At 33.9% G+C, this 19,787-nt stretch carries 19 protein-coding genes and 3 riboswitches; of the genes, 11 read left to right on the plus strand and 8 right to left on the minus strand.

The window, feature by feature from the left end; genetic code table 11:
* Positions 1-9 precede the first annotated feature (9 nt).
* Together ribE and ACFVR2_RS18230 are read right to left on the minus strand one after the other, a co-directional pair.
* The gene (gene ribE, locus ACFVR2_RS18225; protein ID WP_387364773.1) at positions 10-657 is read right to left on the minus strand and encodes a riboflavin synthase; all 648 of its coding nucleotides are present in this window, start codon (positions 655-657) and stop codon (positions 10-12) included.
* Positions 658-983: 326 nt separating this feature from the next.
* Positions 984-1,131, minus strand: a riboswitch (FMN riboswitch).
* Between the two features lie 743 nt (positions 1,132-1,874).
* Positions 1,875-3,140 (minus strand): APC family permease, encoded by a 1,266-nt coding sequence (locus ACFVR2_RS18230; RefSeq protein WP_387364776.1) that lies wholly within the window; start codon positions 3,138-3,140, stop codon positions 1,875-1,877.
* 131 nt (positions 3,141-3,271) lie between these two features.
* Here ACFVR2_RS18230 and ACFVR2_RS18235 point away from each other — a divergent pair, with 131 nt between their 5' ends.
* The gene (locus ACFVR2_RS18235) at positions 3,272-4,171 is read left to right on the plus strand and encodes a LysR family transcriptional regulator (protein WP_387364779.1); all 900 of its coding nucleotides are present in this window, start codon (positions 3,272-3,274) and stop codon (positions 4,169-4,171) included.
* A 415-nt stretch (positions 4,172-4,586) separates the two neighbouring features.
* Here the strand turns inward: ACFVR2_RS18235 and ACFVR2_RS18240 are convergent, their stop codons facing one another.
* Entirely contained in the window at positions 4,587-5,546 is a 960-nt protein-coding gene (locus ACFVR2_RS18240) for a LacI family DNA-binding transcriptional regulator (RefSeq protein WP_387364782.1), read from the minus strand.
* 356 nt (positions 5,547-5,902) lie between these two features.
* Here ACFVR2_RS18240 and ACFVR2_RS18245 point away from each other — a divergent pair, with 356 nt between their 5' ends.
* The 5 genes from ACFVR2_RS18245 (at position 5,903) to ACFVR2_RS18265 (ending at position 9,056) form a co-directional block, all read left to right on the plus strand.
* Positions 5,903-6,082 (plus strand): H-type small acid-soluble spore protein, encoded by a 180-nt coding sequence (locus ACFVR2_RS18245; RefSeq protein WP_056471502.1) that lies wholly within the window; start codon positions 5,903-5,905, stop codon positions 6,080-6,082.
* A gap of 421 nt (positions 6,083-6,503) precedes the next feature.
* Positions 6,504-7,910 (plus strand): branched-chain amino acid transporter BcaP, encoded by a 1,407-nt coding sequence (gene bcaP, locus ACFVR2_RS18250; RefSeq protein WP_387364786.1) that lies wholly within the window; start codon positions 6,504-6,506, stop codon positions 7,908-7,910.
* 175 nt (positions 7,911-8,085) lie between these two features.
* Positions 8,086-8,346, plus strand: a complete 261-nt coding sequence (locus ACFVR2_RS18255) for a hypothetical protein (RefSeq protein ID WP_025672087.1) — start codon at positions 8,086-8,088, stop codon at positions 8,344-8,346.
* 173 nt (positions 8,347-8,519) lie between these two features.
* A complete protein-coding gene (locus tag ACFVR2_RS18260) occupies positions 8,520-8,651 on the plus strand; it encodes a YjcZ family sporulation protein (protein ID WP_097976661.1) in 132 nt (43 codons plus the stop codon).
* 225 nt (positions 8,652-8,876) lie between these two features.
* Positions 8,877-9,056, plus strand: a complete 180-nt coding sequence (locus ACFVR2_RS18265) for a small acid-soluble spore protein H (protein WP_387364790.1) — start codon at positions 8,877-8,879, stop codon at positions 9,054-9,056.
* A 63-nt stretch (positions 9,057-9,119) separates the two neighbouring features.
* Here the strand turns inward: ACFVR2_RS18265 and ACFVR2_RS18270 are convergent, their stop codons facing one another.
* Positions 9,120-9,290, minus strand: a complete 171-nt coding sequence (locus tag ACFVR2_RS18270) for a hypothetical protein (protein WP_387364793.1) — start codon at positions 9,288-9,290, stop codon at positions 9,120-9,122.
* Positions 9,291-9,305: 15 nt separating this feature from the next.
* Positions 9,306-11,084, minus strand: coding sequence for a phosphomethylpyrimidine synthase ThiC (thiC, locus tag ACFVR2_RS18275; protein ID WP_387364796.1), 1,779 nt, complete (start codon positions 11,082-11,084; stop codon positions 9,306-9,308).
* Positions 11,085-11,220: 136 nt separating this feature from the next.
* Positions 11,221-11,335, minus strand: a riboswitch (TPP riboswitch).
* 236 nt (positions 11,336-11,571) lie between these two features.
* A riboswitch (TPP riboswitch) is annotated at positions 11,572-11,681 on the plus strand.
* 87 nt (positions 11,682-11,768) lie between these two features.
* On the opposite strand from thiC, the gene ACFVR2_RS18280 reads away from it, so the two are divergent.
* From ACFVR2_RS18280 to ACFVR2_RS18300, 5 genes are read left to right on the plus strand one after another with little or no spacing between them, the layout of a single operon-like run.
* Positions 11,769-12,383: a thiamine phosphate synthase gene (locus ACFVR2_RS18280; protein WP_387364799.1), complete on the plus strand. Its 615-nt coding sequence runs from the start codon at positions 11,769-11,771 to the stop codon at positions 12,381-12,383.
* Positions 12,367-13,458 (plus strand): glycine oxidase ThiO, encoded by a 1,092-nt coding sequence (thiO, locus tag ACFVR2_RS18285; protein WP_387364802.1) that lies wholly within the window; start codon positions 12,367-12,369, stop codon positions 13,456-13,458. Before ACFVR2_RS18280 ends, thiO begins: the two co-directional genes overlap by 17 nt.
* 26 nt (positions 13,459-13,484) lie before the next feature.
* Positions 13,485-13,688 carry a sulfur carrier protein ThiS gene (gene thiS / locus ACFVR2_RS18290; protein ID WP_387364805.1) on the plus strand — a complete coding sequence of 68 codons (204 nt, stop codon included), beginning with the start codon at positions 13,485-13,487 and terminating at the stop codon, positions 13,686-13,688.
* A 2-nt stretch (positions 13,689-13,690) separates the two neighbouring features.
* Positions 13,691-14,458, plus strand: coding sequence for a thiazole synthase (locus ACFVR2_RS18295; protein ID WP_098427196.1), 768 nt, complete (start codon positions 13,691-13,693; stop codon positions 14,456-14,458).
* Positions 14,455-15,462 (plus strand): ThiF family adenylyltransferase, encoded by a 1,008-nt coding sequence (locus ACFVR2_RS18300; protein ID WP_387364809.1) that lies wholly within the window; start codon positions 14,455-14,457, stop codon positions 15,460-15,462. The genes ACFVR2_RS18295 and ACFVR2_RS18300 overlap by 4 nt, the downstream gene beginning before the upstream one ends.
* Positions 15,463-15,537: 75 nt before the next feature.
* On the opposite strand, the gene ACFVR2_RS18305 is transcribed toward ACFVR2_RS18300, so the two are convergent.
* Genes ACFVR2_RS18305 through ACFVR2_RS18315 form a run of 3 tightly spaced genes read right to left on the minus strand, consistent with a single transcriptional unit; the run spans position 15,538 to position 19,608 of the window.
* Complete coding sequence (locus ACFVR2_RS18305) at positions 15,538-16,704, minus strand: Zn-dependent alcohol dehydrogenase (RefSeq protein WP_387364812.1); 1,167 nt, start codon at positions 16,702-16,704, stop codon at positions 15,538-15,540.
* A 20-nt stretch (positions 16,705-16,724) separates the two neighbouring features.
* The gene (locus ACFVR2_RS18310) at positions 16,725-18,251 is read right to left on the minus strand and encodes an aldehyde dehydrogenase family protein (RefSeq protein ID WP_387364814.1); all 1,527 of its coding nucleotides are present in this window, start codon (positions 18,249-18,251) and stop codon (positions 16,725-16,727) included.
* Entirely contained in the window at positions 18,244-19,608 is a 1,365-nt protein-coding gene (locus ACFVR2_RS18315; RefSeq protein ID WP_387364818.1) for a lyase family protein, read from the minus strand. Before ACFVR2_RS18315 ends, ACFVR2_RS18310 begins: the two co-directional genes overlap by 8 nt.
* Positions 19,609-19,787 lie beyond the last annotated feature (179 nt).

The following is a 19,787-nucleotide window of genomic DNA, read 5'->3' on the forward strand; positions in this document are numbered from 1 at the left end:
CTTACTCCTTTATATATAGCCATTTTGAGATAAAAATGAAGTTGTTATTGCCGTACTCTTTTTCGTCTCATTCATACCAAGCATTTTTTCAACATACTTACCTAATAAATCAAACTCAATATTAACAACATCTCCAACATTTTTACTGCCTAAGATCGTATGTGAACGGGTATGAGGAATTAAAGAGATTGTTACAATATCAGTTTCAACTTCAAATATTGTTAAACTTGTACCATCAATCGTTATACTGCCTTTTTGAAGGCAATATTTAGCAAACTGACTTGGAATATTAATTTTATAGATTACTGCATTTTCCATTGATTTGATGGATACAATTTTACCTGTACTATCAATATGCCCCGATACAATATGGCCGCCAAACCGGCTATTTGCTGCCATTGCCCGCTCTAAATTTACTTTTTGGCCAGAAACCAAAGTACTTAGATTAGATGCTTGAAATGTTTCAGGCATGACATCAACAGAAAATTCATTTTTAGTAAAATTCGTAACGGTTAAACAAACTCCATTTATAGAGATGCTATCTCCTAAATGAACATCCTCTAAAATTATTGATGCGCCAATTGTTAGCAATAAAGTTTTACCTTTTTTTACGATATTTTTTACTGTTCCTATTTCCTCAACGATTCCAGTAAACAAGTTTTTTCACCTCATTTCGAAAAAGCACATTACACTCAAGCCCGATAAATGACTTTGTAAAATCCATCTCTAATTTCATAAATAGTTGATCCAACTTATCACACCCTCTAATTCAAATTAATTTGAAAAAGTGAAAAGCCCCTTAGAAAACTCCTAAGGGGCAATAGATGTTTAAGAAAGGAAGCATACTTAAATAAACGCTAGTACAATCTGAGCTATATTAAAGACAGTATTGTAGCACGTCTATTGTTGTACATTTAAAGTATGCACAACGAACTAAGCCTATACGGATAGTATTTTTGAAAACAACCATACCGTATATGCACTCCATCCTTCTCCCATCCAGACTATACTGTCGGCTCTAGATTCTAACTAGATCAGCAACATATAAAAAATCTATATGAAGCTCACGGGCTTAGTATAAAAATATACAACACCGCCGGTTGGGAATTTCACCCGACCCCGAAGGACACTAATTATCAAATTTGGTTTCATTATAACTAGCAATTATTTGGTTGTAAAGAATTTATGATTCTATTTTCTTTTAAAATGATCTGATAAAAAACAAAATTAAAGCAAAAAAACCTTATAAAATATGGAAAATTGCTCACTCTATTTAGTTAAAAAAAAAATTTTTTTTATTCTTATAAATTTAATCATCATGTTTTATATATTTTCTTGCAACCAATACAAAGGTGTATAAATATTAATATTAAAATAATTACAGAAAAAATTGAATTCTATAATTAATATAGAAAGTAAGACTTATGGATTCCAAAATCACATGAAATTAGCTTAATTAAAAACACAATTGAATTCGTTTTTTCATTTGTATAAAATCAAATTTTTTCATTTTATCATTATATTGTTTATTTACACCATGATTATTAATCCCCTCTTAACAAGATCCCTAGAATACTTAACAATCTCAATTATTAAAGCGTTTTCCATTTGATCAGAAATAGAAATAGATAAACCAGATAACTACAAAACAATATATAATTCTAAAGAAATAAAAAGCACTTCATCCACACTTAAAAAGCAATAATTAAATAGAAATAAATAGCTTTATAAAATACCAAACTGAAAAAAAAGGTATGAAATATTAGTAAATCCCGCTTTTAGAAATAATAATAAATATACAGTATGGGGAATTATTATAAAAGTTAGTTTCAAAAAAAGAAACTTCTTTTAATAGAAGTTTCCTTTCTAACTCATTATTCATTTCCAACTTGTAGAATTTTTTCATGTTGTTTTGAATCTCTTTTTTGTAGCCAAATAAAGTACACTGAAACTAATATGATCAATATTAGAATAACCGGTGAAGAAAATAAAAGTATTCCTAAAAAGCAAATTGCTAGAATAAATGAACCGATTTTAAAAAATACGGAATCAAATAATCGCAAACATGCCAATACTCCTAGTAAAGCGTTGCATAAGAAAAATGCATTTGCAATTGCTACGAGTGTTTGAATACTTAGGAAGTCATTAAAATAAAGAATAAATACAATTATGTGAATGCCAAACAAACTAAATAATGAGCGAGTTGCCACATTATTTTTATTTTTAAAAGAAAGCCATGAAGGTAATAAACCGTTTTTGGCTTGATCGGCGATTAATCTTGATACTGCTCCTATTACTAGAAGAACCGTACTAATACAAAGAGCAATTGTAATTGATGAAATAATTGGAGTTGACCAGCTTCCAAATAAACTCTGAAGTAATGGTGCTAATGATTGATCCATCATATTTCCATTTTTAGAATGAATCCACTGGAAAGCAAATGCAACTGTTAGACTTACTATTGCTATAATCGAGAAACTTAAGACCACCGCTCTAGGAATTGTTCGTTCTGGATTTTTTACTTCTAAAGAATAGCTACCAATGACTTCCCACCCGATTAAAGCCCAAAATAATAAAAGTAAACTTTCCCCAAAATCTGAAACGGTAATTGGATTCGATAAAGTAAAGCTCCCATCAACTGTAATTATCGTATGAATACTCCCAACTATAAGCGTCACTACAATGAAGCTAGACATAAAAAAGGCAAATTTTCCAACGTCGGCAATCCTTCTAGTTAAAATGATATAAACAAAACATAGTATCCCTAAAGCTAGCCACTTTTCATTGAAAAAACTTTGATTCGTCAGTAGTTGTAAGTAATGTCCTGCCGTACCTGTAACTGCAATTGGACCAAAACAAACTGCAAGTAAAAAGAAAATAGCTGATAGATTTTTTATTTGTGTACCAAATGCACGCTCAACTGCCAATGGTACTCCGGAATCTCCTGGAATTAACAAACTTAGCTTACCAAACATAAGTGCAAATATTAAACTTAAACCAAGCATTATAACCCAAGCAAAAATAGCATAATTACCAGCAGTTTCATACACTGCAGGTGGTAAAATGATAATTCCCGAACCTAAAATAGGTCCAATCATTAACCCGCTGAGCAAAAGAAAACCAATTTTTCGATTCCTCATTAATATCCCTCCAAAAGTTATTGAAACAAATTGTAATCTCGTATACTTTAATTATATGAACCGATCTCTCATCGGTAAAATGAATAGTTACGATATAAACCATCGGAAAATCCGATACTTAGGAGGCTATTATGGAAATCCGTCATTTAATTACGTTTAAATCAATTGTTGATCTGGGCGGGTTCTCTAAAGCTGCGGTCCATCTCGGATATGCACAATCTACGATAACTGCACATATACAAGCACTTGAGCAAGAGTTAGGAGTACCTTTATTTGACCGATTAGGTAAAAAGGTTCATCTGACTGAGGTCGGTGAGAACTTTTTAGTTCACGCAATCGAAATGATTCAACTTTATTCAAAAGCAAAAGATGTATTTCAAATGGAAAATGAGGAAGTATCCACGTTAAAGATTGGGGCTCCAGAATCTTTAACGATCTACCGTCTTCCACAAATCATCCAAGCTTTTCGATTACAAAATCCGAAAGTAAATATTATGATGAAATCTGGTTCATGTTGGGAATTACAAGATGAATTACGTCGCGGAGATCTTGATATTGGCTTCTTCCTACAGGCTCCATTAACTGATCCAGATTTGTATACGGAAACACTAATTGAAGAACCACTTGTCATTTTACTACCTCCATCTTCTGATACTAGAACACTTTCATCGTTTACATTAAATGCGAATGAAAATATAATCCTCACAGAACAAGGCAGTTATCGTGACTATTTTGAAGCGTTCCTAAGAAGTAAAGGAATCGCAACTGAGTCCGGAATGGAATTTTGGAGTGTTGAAGCAATTAAACAATGTGTTATGTGTGGACTTGGAATATCCATACTCCCACTCGTAGCAGTTCAAAACGAAATGAATCAACAAAAACTAAAAGTCATAAATTGGGATACAAATTTAGGAAGTGTCTCTACGATCATGTCTTGGCATAAAAACAGATGGCAATCACGTGCTGCTAGAAAATTTATGGAAGTTGTTAGAGAACAATCACCTTTATGGAATCAGTCTATTAAAAGCTAGTTTCTTACTAGCTTTTGTTTTTTGAAATATAGCTCTTCATAATGAAACGTCCGAGCATTAAATGAATTTTGTTGATAAGATTTCCGGACTATTTCTTGAACATTCATTTTGAAGTTCTTTTTGGATGGAGTTATTGAATTTTGTTTAGTTTGGGTCGTTTCTCGGCCTATTTTATTGTTATTTTTCTATTTTTTTGATTCATTCACTCTCTTCATTCATGTTTCGTGACTTTATTTACAGTTATCCAGATTTTAATTGCAGTTCTGACATTTTTATTTGTAGATTTGCCTTTTTTATTTGCAGGCCGACTTTTTTTATTTGCACTTCCTTCGATTTATTTGCAGTTTCAGCTTTTTTATTTGCAGTTCCCAATTCAACGAAATGAAAAACAGCTAGCCCTTTGACTAGCTGTTTTTTATACCGTCTGCCGCTCAATTAATTTAATCGCTATCTCCTCTTGATTAATTTCAGAATTAATCGCTTGAATAAAAAGTTTCTTACCCACTTCCCTTAACGGAATTTCGACTGTTGTTAACTTCATTACTTTCGCAATTGGTTGATTATCGAAACCTATTATCGCTAAATCATGAGGTATAGCTATTCCACGATCATTACAGCAAGTCTGCACACCCGCTGCCACTTGGTCACTTGTTACTAACAAAGCTGTTGGCCTCTCTTTTAAATTTAATAAAGATTGGACGATTCTTTCACCATCTTCAAAATAGTAACAATTATCGAATACAAAATCGTTATTTAGTGATTCATTATATTTACTATGAAAATCAATATAGGCAGATTCTCTTTGTTTACTATTCTTGCCTGTTCTACGACCAATACTATAACCGATTTTCCGATGTCCTTTTTGATATAAATATTCTAATGCAATCATGAAACAATTGTATTGATCGATAAATGTTGAGGAGACCCCTGTATTTCTCGTATCTTCAAATAATACTATTTGTCCATATTGCTTATAATTCTCGATCATTTCAATCGAACAAATTCTAGAACAAATAATGAGTGAATCAATTTGTTTAAGCTGCAGCATCTTTAAAGCCTCAATTTCTCTCTTCTTCTCATAATTTGATTGAAATAGTACTAGCTTATAATTATTTTTTATCGCTTCGTTAGCAATTCCATCAATTAGCAATCCAAAGTACGGATGTTGCGAGAACGGAATAACCACTCCAATTAGATTCGTTTTTCCTTTGCTTAAATTTACTGCATTTTGATTTCGTTGATAATTCGTTAACTCAATTGCATTTAAAACTGCTTTTCTTTTTACCTCACTAACATACGGCTCATCATTTAAAACTCGTGAGACTGTTGTAACCGAAACGCCGGCAATCCTTGCAATATCTTTAATATTAGACATTTTCTCACCTTTTCTAAACTTTTTCTTGCTCTGAAACTAGTTCCATACTTTACTCTGTACTTATAATAAAAAGGAGGTACGAATATGCAAATATTTTTTGGGTTACTATGTTTACTATTTATGTGTAGTTCAATATTATTTTTAGCTTCAATTGCTATCATACAACAAGATAAGAAACGAGTTAAGAAATGAGAACAAAATTGAACAATCAGTTAGTTTATTCAATTTAGTTGTTTTTTATCTTCATCAATCCCCCCTTGATTCACATAATCCTAAAAGATGTCTCACTTTTTATGAATACTATAACTTGGCTATGTAAATAATAAAGTAGGTTAGTTATTAAAGGAGGTATTATGATGGATACTGAAAGAGCATTAGAAATCGTAGCTGCACCTGGTATGATTAATGTAACTTGCGATGGAGTACCAGTTTATATTCAGCATGTTAATAAAAATGAAGGGACAGCAAGAATTTATCCTCTTGATCAACCACAAAATGATAAAGAAGTATCACTAAGTCACTTAAAAGAACATTAATTGATAAAAAAGACCCAAAAATAAACCTCTATTAAGGAGGTTTATTTCATTTTTGGAAAAAAAACCCAATTATATAACTATTTAGTCTGATTTCAACTGAAACCTTTAGGAATATAGAGCTTAATGAGTGCAGTATTACTTATGGCATAACTATTAACTAGTTTATTTTTACTAAACGACTAGGTATTGGGTAATATGTCGAATTTACTACATAATTTAAAAAATATTGAAAAAAAAGTCGAAAAATTCTTTGAATATTTTAATTAGTGTGTTATCATAAAAATCAATTCAAGCAACACACATTATATTATTTCGTAGCTAATTGTCAGAATTTTCTATTTTTTAAGGTAAAATTAGAAAATATTAATCTTTCTAAATAGAAAATTAAAAAACTAACAATAGAGGATTAGAGGAGGCTCATATGAATTTATTTCGAAAAAAATCAGTTAACAGTAGTTCGCCTAGTTCACTTAATCCAGTTCTAGGGGCATTTGATCTTACCATGTTAGGTATTGGTGCCATTATCGGTACAGGTATTTTCGTATTAACTGGTGTAGCGGCAGCCAAATATGCAGGTCCAGCACTTATTCTTTCATTCATTATCGCAGGATTAGCTTGTACATTCGCTGCACTTTGTTACTCTGAATTTGCATCTATGATTCCAGAGGCTGGTAGTGCTTATACTTATAGTTATGTTGCATTTGGTGAAGTCATCGCATGGATATTAGGATGGGACATGGTACTAGAGTATGGACTAGCATCTTCTGCAGTAGCAAGTGGATGGTCTGGATATTTCCAAAGTTTATTACGTGGTTTTGGAGTACACCTCCCTACAGCTTTTACAGGTGCATTCGATCCATCTAATCATACTTATATCGATTTACCGGCAGTAATCATTGTTTTAATTGTAACATTCATTCTTACTAGAGGTGTTAAAAAATCAGCAAAACTTAACACGATCATGGTAATTATAAAATTAGCAGTAGTAGCTCTTTTCATCGTAGTTGGTGTTTGGTACGTTCAACCGCATAACTGGACTCCATTTATGCCAATGGGATTCCATGGCGTAACAGCCGGAGCTGCAGTAGTAGTATTTGCTTACTTTGGATTTGATGCAATTTCAACTGCTGCTGAGGAAGTTAAGAATCCTCAACGCAACTTACCAATCGGTATTATTTCTGCTTTAACAATTTGTACAATCTTATATATTGTCGTTTCTCTAATTCTTACTGGTATCGTTCCTTTCAATCAATTAGGTGTTAATGATCCTGTTGCTTTTGCACTAGCATTTATTCACCAAGATTGGGCTGCTGGTTTCATTTCACTTGGCGCGATCATCGGTATTACAACTGTATTAATCGTAATGATGTTTGGACAAACTCGTCTATTCTATGCAATCAGTAAAGACGGTTTATTACCAGGTAAATTATCAAAAGTTAACAAGAAAACTCATGTTCCTTTAACAAGCACTTGGGTAACTGGCGGACTAGTTGCTGTATTCGCTGGCCTTATTCCATTAAGCAAATTAGCTGAATTAACAAATATCGGTACTTTATTTGCTTTCTCTGCTGTTTCTCTTGGTGTTCTAGTATTAAGAAAAACTCGCCCAGAATTAAAGCGTGGATTCAAAACTCCTTGGGTACCTGTAGTACCAGTATTAGCTGTTATATTTTGTGTATATTTAATGCTACAACTTTCATCATTTACTTGGAAAGGTTTCGTAGTTTGGTTAGTAATCGGTTTAGTAATTTATATAACATACGGATATAAAAATTCTAAACTAAACGGTAAAAATAAGTTTGATAAGGATTCAAATCAAACTGCATAAGTAATAAAATCCCACTATATTAACCTATAGTGGGATTTTTTTGTTCGTTACATATTTTCCTCAACTATCTAGAATAATGATAGATATCTACAACAACAAACTTTACAAAAACAGATTTACTTTGTGATATGATACGACTTAAGAAATTATTTTTGAATGAACAGGAGCTGTTAAAATGTTCCCATTAAAAAATTATTATGAATCATTTATTAAAAAGGATCTTATTGGAGTGAAAAGAGATATCGCATTAAAACGACTAAGTAATTTACTTGCTTGTCAAAAGATTAGTAAAGATACGAAAGAAGTTGTACATATTCGTTATTTTACTTGTACCGAAACACTTCAGCCTACTGACACTTATTTAGGTACAATTGCTGTAAAGTTCCAAAATGGTTATGTAGTTGAAACAGCAATTTCTTTGCCTAAAGAAAAATAATTTATTTATTAAAACTTACATCTAGGTATAAGCCTAATTACATTATAGACTAGTTTCATAGTTGGTAAAAAAACATACGATACATTATCCACCTCTCCTAATTGTAATTTTCAATTAGTTACATGACCCTAAGGGAGTTATCCCTTAAATATCGTATGAAGGAGGTCAAATGTATGAGTACTGGACATCACGGACACCATCTTAACGGTTTTGCTTTAATCGTTGTTCTGTTTATCTTATTAATCATTGTTGGAGCAGCTTGCTGGTCTGGACATGACGGATATGGATATGGACACCACTGGTAATCTTTAAAAACTATAAAACTTCTGTTAAATTTTAACAGGAGTTTTTTTATTATATATTAAGAAGCTTGTACTTGCTTAGAATGAATTGTATTGATATGTACTGACCTTTTTAAGACCAACAGTTTTTCTGTTCCAAGGTATAAGTTGAATTTTAAATGAATACCCAATTACACCACGGTTAATAATATGTTAGGTTTCTATTTTTAATTTTAGAGGAGGTTACATATGAATAAACAGCGTGCTCAAGAAATTGCTTCTTCACCTGAAATGGCTAATGTGACATATAATGGTGTGCCAATTTATATTCAACATGTTGATCAAACAAGTGAAATGGCTAGAATCTATCCGCTAGGTCAACCCGACCGAGAGGAAGAAGTTTCAATCAATAGTTTGTCTGAACATTAATACATAACTAACAAAAAACAAACCTCTTAATTTTGAGGTTTGTTTCTGTATTGTTTCTACCTATTACCAACTTAAGCTTTCAATTAAACTGCATTTTAGGCATTTTTGAATCGTATCTTTTTTCTGGAAATCATGTACACAATTTTTTTGAACTGCATTCAGTTCAATTTTTAACTGATTCATATTTCTTTCCAAATGATTTATTTCTTTTATGATTTCTTCTACCCTATTCATATAAGGCTCACACCCTTATTGATAGATTTCTCCGCCTTGTTTTCTAAATTCAAGTGCTTTTTCTTTCATTCCTTCTTCAATGATTGAATCATTCTGAAGTTCTTCTTGTTTTACTAAATCTCGAATATCTTGTGAGATTCTCATACTACAGAATTTTGGACCACACATTGAACAAAAATGTGCTGTTTTAGCTCCTTCAGCAGGTAATGTTTCATCGTGATATTCAATTGCTCTTTCAGGATCAAGAGAAAGATTAAACTGATCACGCCATCTAAATTCAAATCTAGCTTTAGAAAGTGCATCATCTCTTTTTTGTGCACCAGGGTGTCCTTTTGCTAAGTCAGCTGCATGCGCCGCTATTTTGTATGTAATAACGCCTACTCTTACGTCTTCTTTATTTGGAAGACCTAAATGTTCTTTCGGAGTTACATAACAAAGCATAGCAGTACCAAACCAACCAATCATTGCTGCACCGATTGCTGAGGTAATATGATCGTATCCAGGTGCAATATCTGTCGTTAGCGGTCCTAATGTATAAAATGGCGCTTCCTGACAAATTTCTAATTGTTTCTCCATATTCTCTTTAATTAAATGCATTGGTACATGTCCCGGTCCCTCAATCATAACTTGAACATCGTGTTTCCATGCAATTTTCGTTAACTCACCTAGTGTTTCTAACTCAGAAAATTGTGCTTCGTCATTTGCATCGGCGATTGAGCCTGGTCTCAGTCCATCTCCTAAAGAGAATGTTACGTCATAGCGCTTCATAATTTCACAAATTTCTTCAAAATGAGTATACAAAAAATTCTCTTTATGATGAGCTAAGCACCATTGAGCCAAAATAGACCCACCACGAGATACAATTCCTGTCACTCGTTTTGCCGTTAATGGTATATAGCGTAATAATACACCCGCGTGAATCGTAAAATAGTCTACACCTTGTTCAGCTTGCTCGATTAGAGTATCTCTAAATACTTCCCAGCTTAAATCTTCAGCGATTCCATTAACCTTTTCAAGCGCCTGATAAATCGGAACTGTCCCTACTGGTACTGGAGAGTTTCGGATAATCCATTCACGTGTTGTATGAATATTCTTACCAGTAGAAAGATCCATCATCGTATCCGCTCCCCAACGAGTAGCCCATGTCATTTTTTCTACTTCTTCTTCGATTGAAGACGTGACAGCTGAATTACCTATATTGGCATTAATTTTCACATGAAAATTACGACCGATAATCATTGGCTCACTTTCAGGGTGATTAATATTCGATGGAATGACAGCTCTTCCTATTGCAACCTCATCACGAACAAATTCAGCTGAAACATTCTCTCGAATCGCAATAAATTCCATTTCAGGTGTAATAATCCCTTTACGAGCATAATGCATTTGCGTAATATTTCCATGATCCTTTGCACGTAACGGTTTTCTTTTTAACCCTTTAAATACTTCAACATTATGTTGATCTGGCTCTTTTCTATATCCATTATCTTCAGGCTTTACTTCGCGCCCTTCATACTCTTCAACATCATTTCGTTCAATCACCCAGTTTTGTCTAATCGCCTTAAGTCCCTTTCGAATATCAACTGAGCTAGCTGAATCTGTGTAAGGTCCGCTAGTGTCGTATACTCTAACTGGAGCATTTTCTTCTTCTCCAAAAGTGCCAGTTGTTGGACTTAATTGAATCTCACGCATTGGCACCTTAATGTCAGGTCTAGATCCTTCAACATATACCTTCTTACTCCCTGAAAAACTAGACATGATGGAAAAATTCATTTCATTTACAGAATTGTTCATTTGATTTCATTCCCCTTTTTAATTGGTTTAAAAAGGACGAAATCCAATTCATTTAAAGCATGAAAAAAGCCGGAATCTTATTTTTAAGACCCGGCTAAGTGTTAGCAAAACTACATTAACAATTATGAAATCATTAATGAGAAATTTCTAACTTCCCCACGCTGGTATGAACCAGATCAGGTCCTGAGGGTTAAGAAACTTAATTGCGTTTCTCTCTCAGCCCAACTAATTGGACACCCCTAGTCAATCTATTAAATTGTTCAAACTAAATATAAACCCACAAATTTAAAATGTAAATGTTTTTATTTCCCTAAATTTTTACAGAAATTCCAAATAAAAAAATTTTTTTGTTTTTTTATACTCCCAAAAATACTTGATTTCACTATACTTCAAGCCCAATTTCTGGTAATAAAATTAGACTAGTAAAAATAAATTTAGTATTGAATATTATTTTTTATATGCTATGCTAAGATTAATTTTCATACATATTCATCACTAGGGGATCCCTTGATAAGGGCTGAGAATAAAGTAGTTACTTTTAAACCCTCAAAACCTGAACAGGCTAGTACCTGCGTAGGAAAGTGGCGCACTTTAAACTTTTTTCGCGTGCATTGTAACCACTTTCTTTTTTTAGGAAAGTGGTTTTTTTGTTGAAAAAATTTTGATAATGAAAGAGGCTGGGACATGGAACTTATTGCAATTACAGATGATCAGCACTCAGTCGAAGTACTTGCTACAAAAATAATTCAAATAATCGATGCAGTCGACTATGTACATATTCGCGAAAAGTCGAAAAAGGCAATCGAGCTAATATCACTCTTAAATCTACTAAAAATAAACAAAGTAGATATGAAAAAAATTGTTTTAAATGATCGTTTAGATATCGCTATTTTCTCTAACCTATCAAATATTCACTTGCCAGGACATGGTCTTCCACTTGTTGATGTAAAAGAATATTTTCCTAATTTACGAGTAGGAAAATCAGTTCATACACTTACTGAAGCAATACAGGCAGAAAATGATAAAGCTGACTATATTATGTACGGTCATTGTTTTGAAACAGAGTGTAAAAATGGATTAACACCTAATGGGATTGAACTAATTCCAGAGATGAAAAAAACGTTAACTATACCAATCTATGCAGTCGGCGGATTATTACCTGAACATATTCAAGTTCTAAAAGAGAACGACATTGATGGTATTGCTGTAATGTCTGGCATATTTTCTGCCCGAAATCCTCTAGAAGCTGCGCTGCAATATTTTGAAAGGTGCAAATTCGCTTATGAACAAGAAATATGATGTTGTAGTAATTGGTGGTGGAATAATAGGTTGTTCCATTGCTTATTATCTAGCGAAAGAAAATATTCATGTCGCAGTTCTTGAAGGACAGCAAGTTGGACAGAAAACAACTAAGGCAGCTGCTGGAATGCTTGGTGCCCATTCCGAGTGGGATCAGTCCGAGTCATTTTTTACTTTTGCTAGAAACAGTCAATTAACTTATTTTCAACTTCAAGAAGAATTAAAAGAATTATGTGGAATTGATATTGAACTAAAAACAGGTGGCATATTCAAACTAGCTTATACAGAATTAGAAAAAAAACAATTAACTCCATTACTCACTCAAACTTCGGCACTTTGGTATAACCAGGAGGAGTTAAAAAAACAGATACCTGGCGTCCATCCAAACATAATTGGAGCAGCTTATATTGAAGACGACGTGAATGTATTACCTGTTTCTGCCTGTAACGCGTTTTGCAAGAGTGCTCAAATTTTAGGTGCATCTATATTTGAATATACTCATGTATTTCAGATTCAAAAAAATGATTCACATTATTTAATTAAAACAACAAATGGCAATTTTGAAGCAAAATCTATTGTAGTTGCAAGTGGCGTTTGGAGTAATTCATTGTTTGGGCAGCTTGGATTACATCACGAAATTATTCCCGTTAAAGGTGAATGTATCTCGGTCAGAAGTGAAAAGGTTGTATTAAAACATACTCTTTTCCATGAACAAAATTATATTGTTCCAAGGAATGACGGTCGCCTTGTCATCGGTGCTACGATGATCGATAACGAATGGAATGAGAACCCTAACTTAAGAGGGATTGAGTCATTAATACAAATTGCTAAAAAAATGCTTCCCGAAATTGAAGACATGAAAATTGATTCATTTTGGGCAGGATTACGACCGCGAACGCTCGATTATAATCCCTTTATTGGAATTCATCCCGAAGATGATCATATCTTATTTGCGACCGGCCATTTTCGAAATGGTATTTTGCTTGCACCAGCAACTGGAAAATTAATTCGAGATTTAATCCTTAAACGAAAAGTCGATCGTAACTGGATCGAAGCATTTAAAATCAATCGTTAATTTTTATGTTTTGGAGGTGTAAACACTTGGAAATACGATTAAACGGAAAGAACGTCAACATTTCCATCAAAACCTGTACAATTAAGGATTTGCTTAAAGAATATCAACTAGAAAACCGAATTGTTATTGTCGAGGTTAATAAAGAAATTATTTATAAAGAACAGTATTCATTAACTCATCTCTCTAATGGAGATTCTGTAGAATTAATACATTTTGTAGGCGGTGGCTAATCATGTTAAAAGTAGGAAATCATACGTTTCATTCAAGATTATTATTAGGAACAGGAAAATACCCTTCATTTGAAGTCCAGAAAGAAGCTGTTGAAGTATCGGAAGCCGAGATCCTAACTTTTGCTGTTAGAAGAATGAATATTTTTGAGGAATCTCAACCGAATTTTCTCGAACAATTAGATTTATCAAAGTATAAATTATTGCCTAATACAGCTGGTGCAAAAACTGCCGAAGAAGCAGTTAGAATTGCAAGATTGGCAAAAGCGTCTGGCTTATGCGACATGATCAAGGTAGAAGTAATTGGGTGTGATAAATCATTATTACCAGATCCTATCGAAACATTGAAGGCATCAGAAATGTTATTAAACGAAGGATTTATTGTATTACCTTATACTTCTGATGATGTTGTACTAGCAAGAAGACTAGAAGAACTTGGTGTACATGCGATTATGCCAGGTGCATCTCCAATCGGTTCCGGAAAAGGAATTATTAATCCATTAAATCTTAAATTTATCATTGAGCAATCGAATGTACCTGTTATAGTCGATGCCGGAATCGGGTCGCCAAAAGATGCAGCTTTTGCAATGGAGCTAGGTGCTGATGGAGTCCTTTTAAACACTGCAGTTTCTAACGCAAAAGATCCTGTAAAAATGGCAGTCGCGATGAAACTTGCTATTGAAGCAGGAAGACTTGGTTATGAGGCAGGAAGAATTGAAGAAAAAAATTATGGTGAAGCTAGTAGTCCAATTACAGGGTTGGTGAATTCTTGACAAACCGTTATGCAAAGCAAGAATTATTTTTAGGAAGAGATCGTCAATCAAACTTACAAAAAGCCAGTGCCATTATTATTGGTGTTGGTGCATTAGGCTCATCAATAGCAGAAATGCTTGTAAGAGCAGGCATTGGAAATATAACAATGGTTGACCGTGATTACGTTGAATGGAGTAATTTACAAAGGCAGTCTCTTTATACGGAAGAAGATGCTAGAAATAAACTACCAAAAGTAATTGCAGCTAAAAATCGACTTCAACAAATTAATAGTGAAGTTTCGATTACTAGTTTAATAAAAGATATTACTAGTCTTAATATTGAAGAGCTGATTAATGGTCAAACAATCATACTAGATGCAACAGATAATTTTGAAACTAGAATGGTTGTGAATGATGCAGCAATTAAGCATGGGATTCCTTTTATTTTTGGTGCGTGCGTTGGAAGCTATGGCCTCTCATTTCCTATTATTCCAGGAAAAACGCCTTGTCTTAACTGTTTATTAAATCATATACCTACTTTAAATATGACTTGCGATACAGTGGGTGTAATCAGTCCAATTGTGCAGATGATTGCTGCTTACCAAGTAACCTATGCCTTGCAATATCTTACTAACTATGAACTTTTACCAATTTTACAATCGATTGATGTTTGGAAGTATGAAAAATCTGATATAAACATCGAAAAATTAAAAAATAAAAATTGTGCAACATGTGGCTCTATAAGAAGTTACCCATTTTTAAAAGATGATGACCATATGAAGTCATATGTTTTATGTGGAAGAGATGCAGTTCAATTAAGAGTATCATCTCCTAAAATTCCAACGCTAACTAACCTTTCTGAAAGATTACAAGGGTTAGTAAATGATTTAATTGTCAATCCTTATTTATTGTCATGTACTTATGAAGATCATCGCATTGTATTATTTAAAGATGGTCGAGCAATTATTCACGGTACAAAGGAAGCATCTGTTGCAAAAGAACTCTATCGCAAAGTTTTAGGTTGAAATAGAAAAATACCCTTGCAAAGACTAATAATTTAATAGTCTTTGCAAGGGTCAATTATAAAAAATCTCTATAAATTAATTAGACTCATTCCCCACTGAACCCGCTAATGTTAAGCTAGATTCTTCATCGATTGGAAATTCAATAACTGTTCTTCCAACATTAATACAGCAACTATCATGGAAGGAATCAAAAGCTGAGTTGATATCATCTAACTTAATTCGATCTAAAACTAGATCATCTAGATTAAATTTTCCATCTAAATACAGTTTAGAGATAATTGGGAAATCTCTAAAAGGCTGCGTATCTCCGTAAAAGCTTCCTTTAAGAATCTTTCCAACACGGTGAAAACCACCAGCTGGTAAATTAAGCACCTTAGAAGGGTTAAAGGCACCAACAACTACTACTGTCCCACCTTTTCTTGTTCCTTTCCAAGCACTTTCAGCCGCATTTGTATTTCCTGTACAATCAATTGCATAGTTAACACCAAATCCACCTGTTAATTCTTTTAGTTTTACTTCGGCATTTTCTTCAGCTACATTGATTGTATGTGTCGCTCCAAACTTTTTCGCGATTTCAAGATTAGATTCTTTTACATCACAAGCAATGATTTTAGATGCCCCGGTAATTTTAGCTCCTTGAATGGCATTAACTCCTACTCCACCAATTCCGAAAACAGCTACGGATGAACCAGGCTTTACACCAGCAGCATTGACAGCGGCACCATAACCAGTTGCAACTCCACAACCAATTAATGACGCTTGTGCAAGTGGCATTTCATCAGGAATTTTTACACATGACATTTCAGGGACAACTGTGTATTCAGCAAAAGTAGATAATAGAGAATTATGGTATACCTTTTCACCATCACAGCTTAAACGAGAAGTCCCATCAAGCAATGTACCATCGAACATCGGTCCAAAAGCTGATTCACATAAATGAACATCCCCTGTTATACAAAACTCACATGTTCCACAATACGGAACCCAACTTAAAGCTACTTTATCACCAGGTTTTACATTTTTCACATTTGGACCAACAGCTTCAACAATTCCTGCACCTTCATGCCCAAGAATAGTTGGAATCGGTGTTGTTTCATCATCTAATGCGTTTAGGTCACTATGGCAAACACCAGTCGCTACTATTTTAACAAGTACTTCATTCGCTTTAGGCTCTGCTAGTTCTATCTCTTTTATAATAAGTGGTTCACCGTGTCCGGTCATTACTGCTGCTTTCATTTTCATCTTTTTTTCACCCTTTTATTTTAGTAAGCAAACCAAATTGATTTTGTTTTTGTATAAGATTGTAGTGAGTGAATCGCATATTCCTTACCCCAGCCACTTTGTTTCCATCCACCAAATGGACTTGCAAAGTCATAACATCCATACTTATTAACAAATACCATTCCAGCCTCTAATTTCTTAGCCACGCGATTCGCACGGGAAACATCATTTGTCCATAGGCCGGCAGCTAAACCATAAATTGTGTCATTCGCCATTTCAATAACTTCCTCTTCCGTGTCGAATGGAATGACACAAAGAACTGGTCCAAAAATTTCTTCTTGAGCAATCGTCATTTTATTATGTACGTCTGCAAAAATAGTTGGGCGAACAAAATATCCGTTTGCATTTTCACCTGTCAGATCTCTTTCTCCACCAGCTGCCAGACGTGCGCCTTCTTCTATTCCGCTCTTAATATAATTTAAAATACTTTCCATATGTGCTTCTGAAATTTGAGCTCCTTGATTTGACTCTGGATCAAATTGGTCTCCTAATTTATAACTGTTTGCATATTCAGCTAAGCGACTAACTGCTTTCTCATAAATATCACGTTGAACAAATAATCTTGTTGGTGCAGAACATTTCTCACCTTTATGAGTAAATAGACCATAGAAAGAACGCTCAATTGCTGCGTCCACATCTGGCGCATCACTGAAGATAATATTTGGAGACTTTCCTCCTAGCTCAAGGGTAACAGGTTTAAGATTTGAATCTGCAGAATCGTGAACAAGCTGCTTTCCAACACCTGTACTACCAGTAAAGGAAACTTTATCAACCCCCATATGACGAGAAATATATGAACCTATTTTTCCTTTACCAAGTATTAGATTAAGAACACCAGGTGGTAAAATATTAGCTTCATGAATGATTTCAAATAGTCTAATAGCTGAAAAAGATGTCGTACTAGATGGCTTTAAGATTACCGTATTTCCCATAGCTAGAGCTGGAGCAAGTTTCCATGCAGCCATATCGATTGGAAAGTTAAACGGTACGATTTGACCGCAGACACCAATTGGGTCTCTAGTTGTTACAGACAAAAAGTCGCCTTCAACCGGGTTATTTTCCCCATAATATTTGTCAGTCCAGCCTGCATAATATTCGAACATTTCTAATGCTTCTTGAACGTCGTCATTATATGCCTCTGTATATAGTTTTCCATTATCCAGCGCTTCCAAAGTAGCTAATTCTGCCTGATGCTCTTTCATTAACTCACTAATTTTACGCAAAATTTTCGCTCTTTCTTTTCGAGTTACTTTACGCCACGGACCGTTATCAAAAGCATTACGCGCAGCATCAACCGCTTTATCGATATCTTCTTTTGTTGCACCTTGAATTTTTCCGATTACTTGTCCGTTTGCTGGATTAATCGATTCAATTTCTTCTTCACTACTGCTATCTACCCATTCACCATTGATATATAATTTCTTTGATTCTAGTAACCACTCTTTTGCCCATTCCAATTTTGGCTGATCGATACCCTCAAACTGTTTTTTATTCTCAACTTTAGTCAATTTCAAGTCCTCCTCTATTTACTAATTCCTTCACACCATTCTTACCTTTTTCTTTCATTAATTTTGAAACAGTCGAATATCCATGCTTCTCCTTTAATTCAACGACAGAAGGAATTAAACTATTTGCGTACTCTTTACATTTTTCTTTATTTACATTTATGTCTTCCAAACACTTTTCGCTAAATAAGCTCAGTGAATTTTCTAGCATTTTCATAGCATCGATAATATTTGCTCCAGCTGCACCTTCAAAAATATTTAAATTTAATTCGCCATGCTCTAAAGTTGCCTGTACAACTCGATCGCAACCTAAAACCTGGAAGCAACTTTGGATTAACGTTTCAGGTATTACTGGATTTACTTTTCCTGGGAAGAAAGATGAACCCGCCATTACAGATGGCAAAATAATTTCAGAAAAGCCAGCTTCTGGTCCAGAAGATAAAAGCCTTAAATCTTTCCCCATTTTGATTAAACATGTTGCAAGTAATGCTAACTGATTCGAAACATTTGCTAGATCATCTATGTTTTGTGCAGCATCAATCAAATTTTCACGCTTTTGAAGCTGATACCCAGTTACTTTTGAAAGATTTTGAATAACTAAATCTTGGTATGCTTTTGATGCTCCAGTGCCAGTTCCAATTACGGTGCCACCTAAGTTTACTTTTTTCAGTTCCATCACACTCTGTTCAAGTAACTGATGTCTTCTCGATAACATAGCAGCATATCCACTAATAAAATCTCCTAATTGAATCCTCATCGCATCTTGTAAACAGGTCCTTGAAACCGTTGTTATTTCTATAAATGAATCAACCATTTCCTCGATCGTTGTTTGAACTTTTCTTAAAACTAAATCGAGTCGTGCAAACTCCTTAACAACTGCAAGTCTCATGGCGGTATGACAAACATCAGAGGTAGATTGAGAAGCATTCACATCATCGTTTGGATGAATAGGTGAATAAATCCCTCGTGCTCCCCCATTTAATTCATTGGCTATATTTGCAATGACTTCGTTAATGTTCATATTAGAACCAATCCCTCCCCCGCCATGGAGTATATCAACTGGAAATTGGTCCAAATGTCTACCAGAAATTATTTCTTCACAGGATTGTAGAATAAATGATCCTATGGATTCTTCTAATACGCCTGTTTCTATATTTGTTATTGCAGCAGTTTTCTTAACCAATGCAAGTGACTCTATATACTTTGGATATTGACTTAGAGTTTTTCCAGAGAATGAAAGATTTTGTACTGCTCGAACTGTTTGAATTCCATATAAGAACTGATTTGGTATTTCTACAGTTCCAAATGAATCTACTTCTTTTCTTATTTTCTGGTTCTCAATGACACTAATGAAAATCACCACCTTTTTTGAAGTGAAAACGTTTAAAAAATTTCACATCTTGGCTCTCAAAAACTATAAATAAGGGCCAGTAATTGGAAAGTTCGAATGTTGTATTATGTTCATATTGCGAACAACAAAGTTCACATTAAGAACTATAACTAGATTATAAAACCGAAAAATTATCCGTGTCAAACAAA

This window comes from Gottfriedia sp. NPDC057991, assembly GCF_042886615.1.
Lineage (GTDB): Bacteria > Bacillota > Bacilli > Bacillales > Bacillaceae_G > Gottfriedia.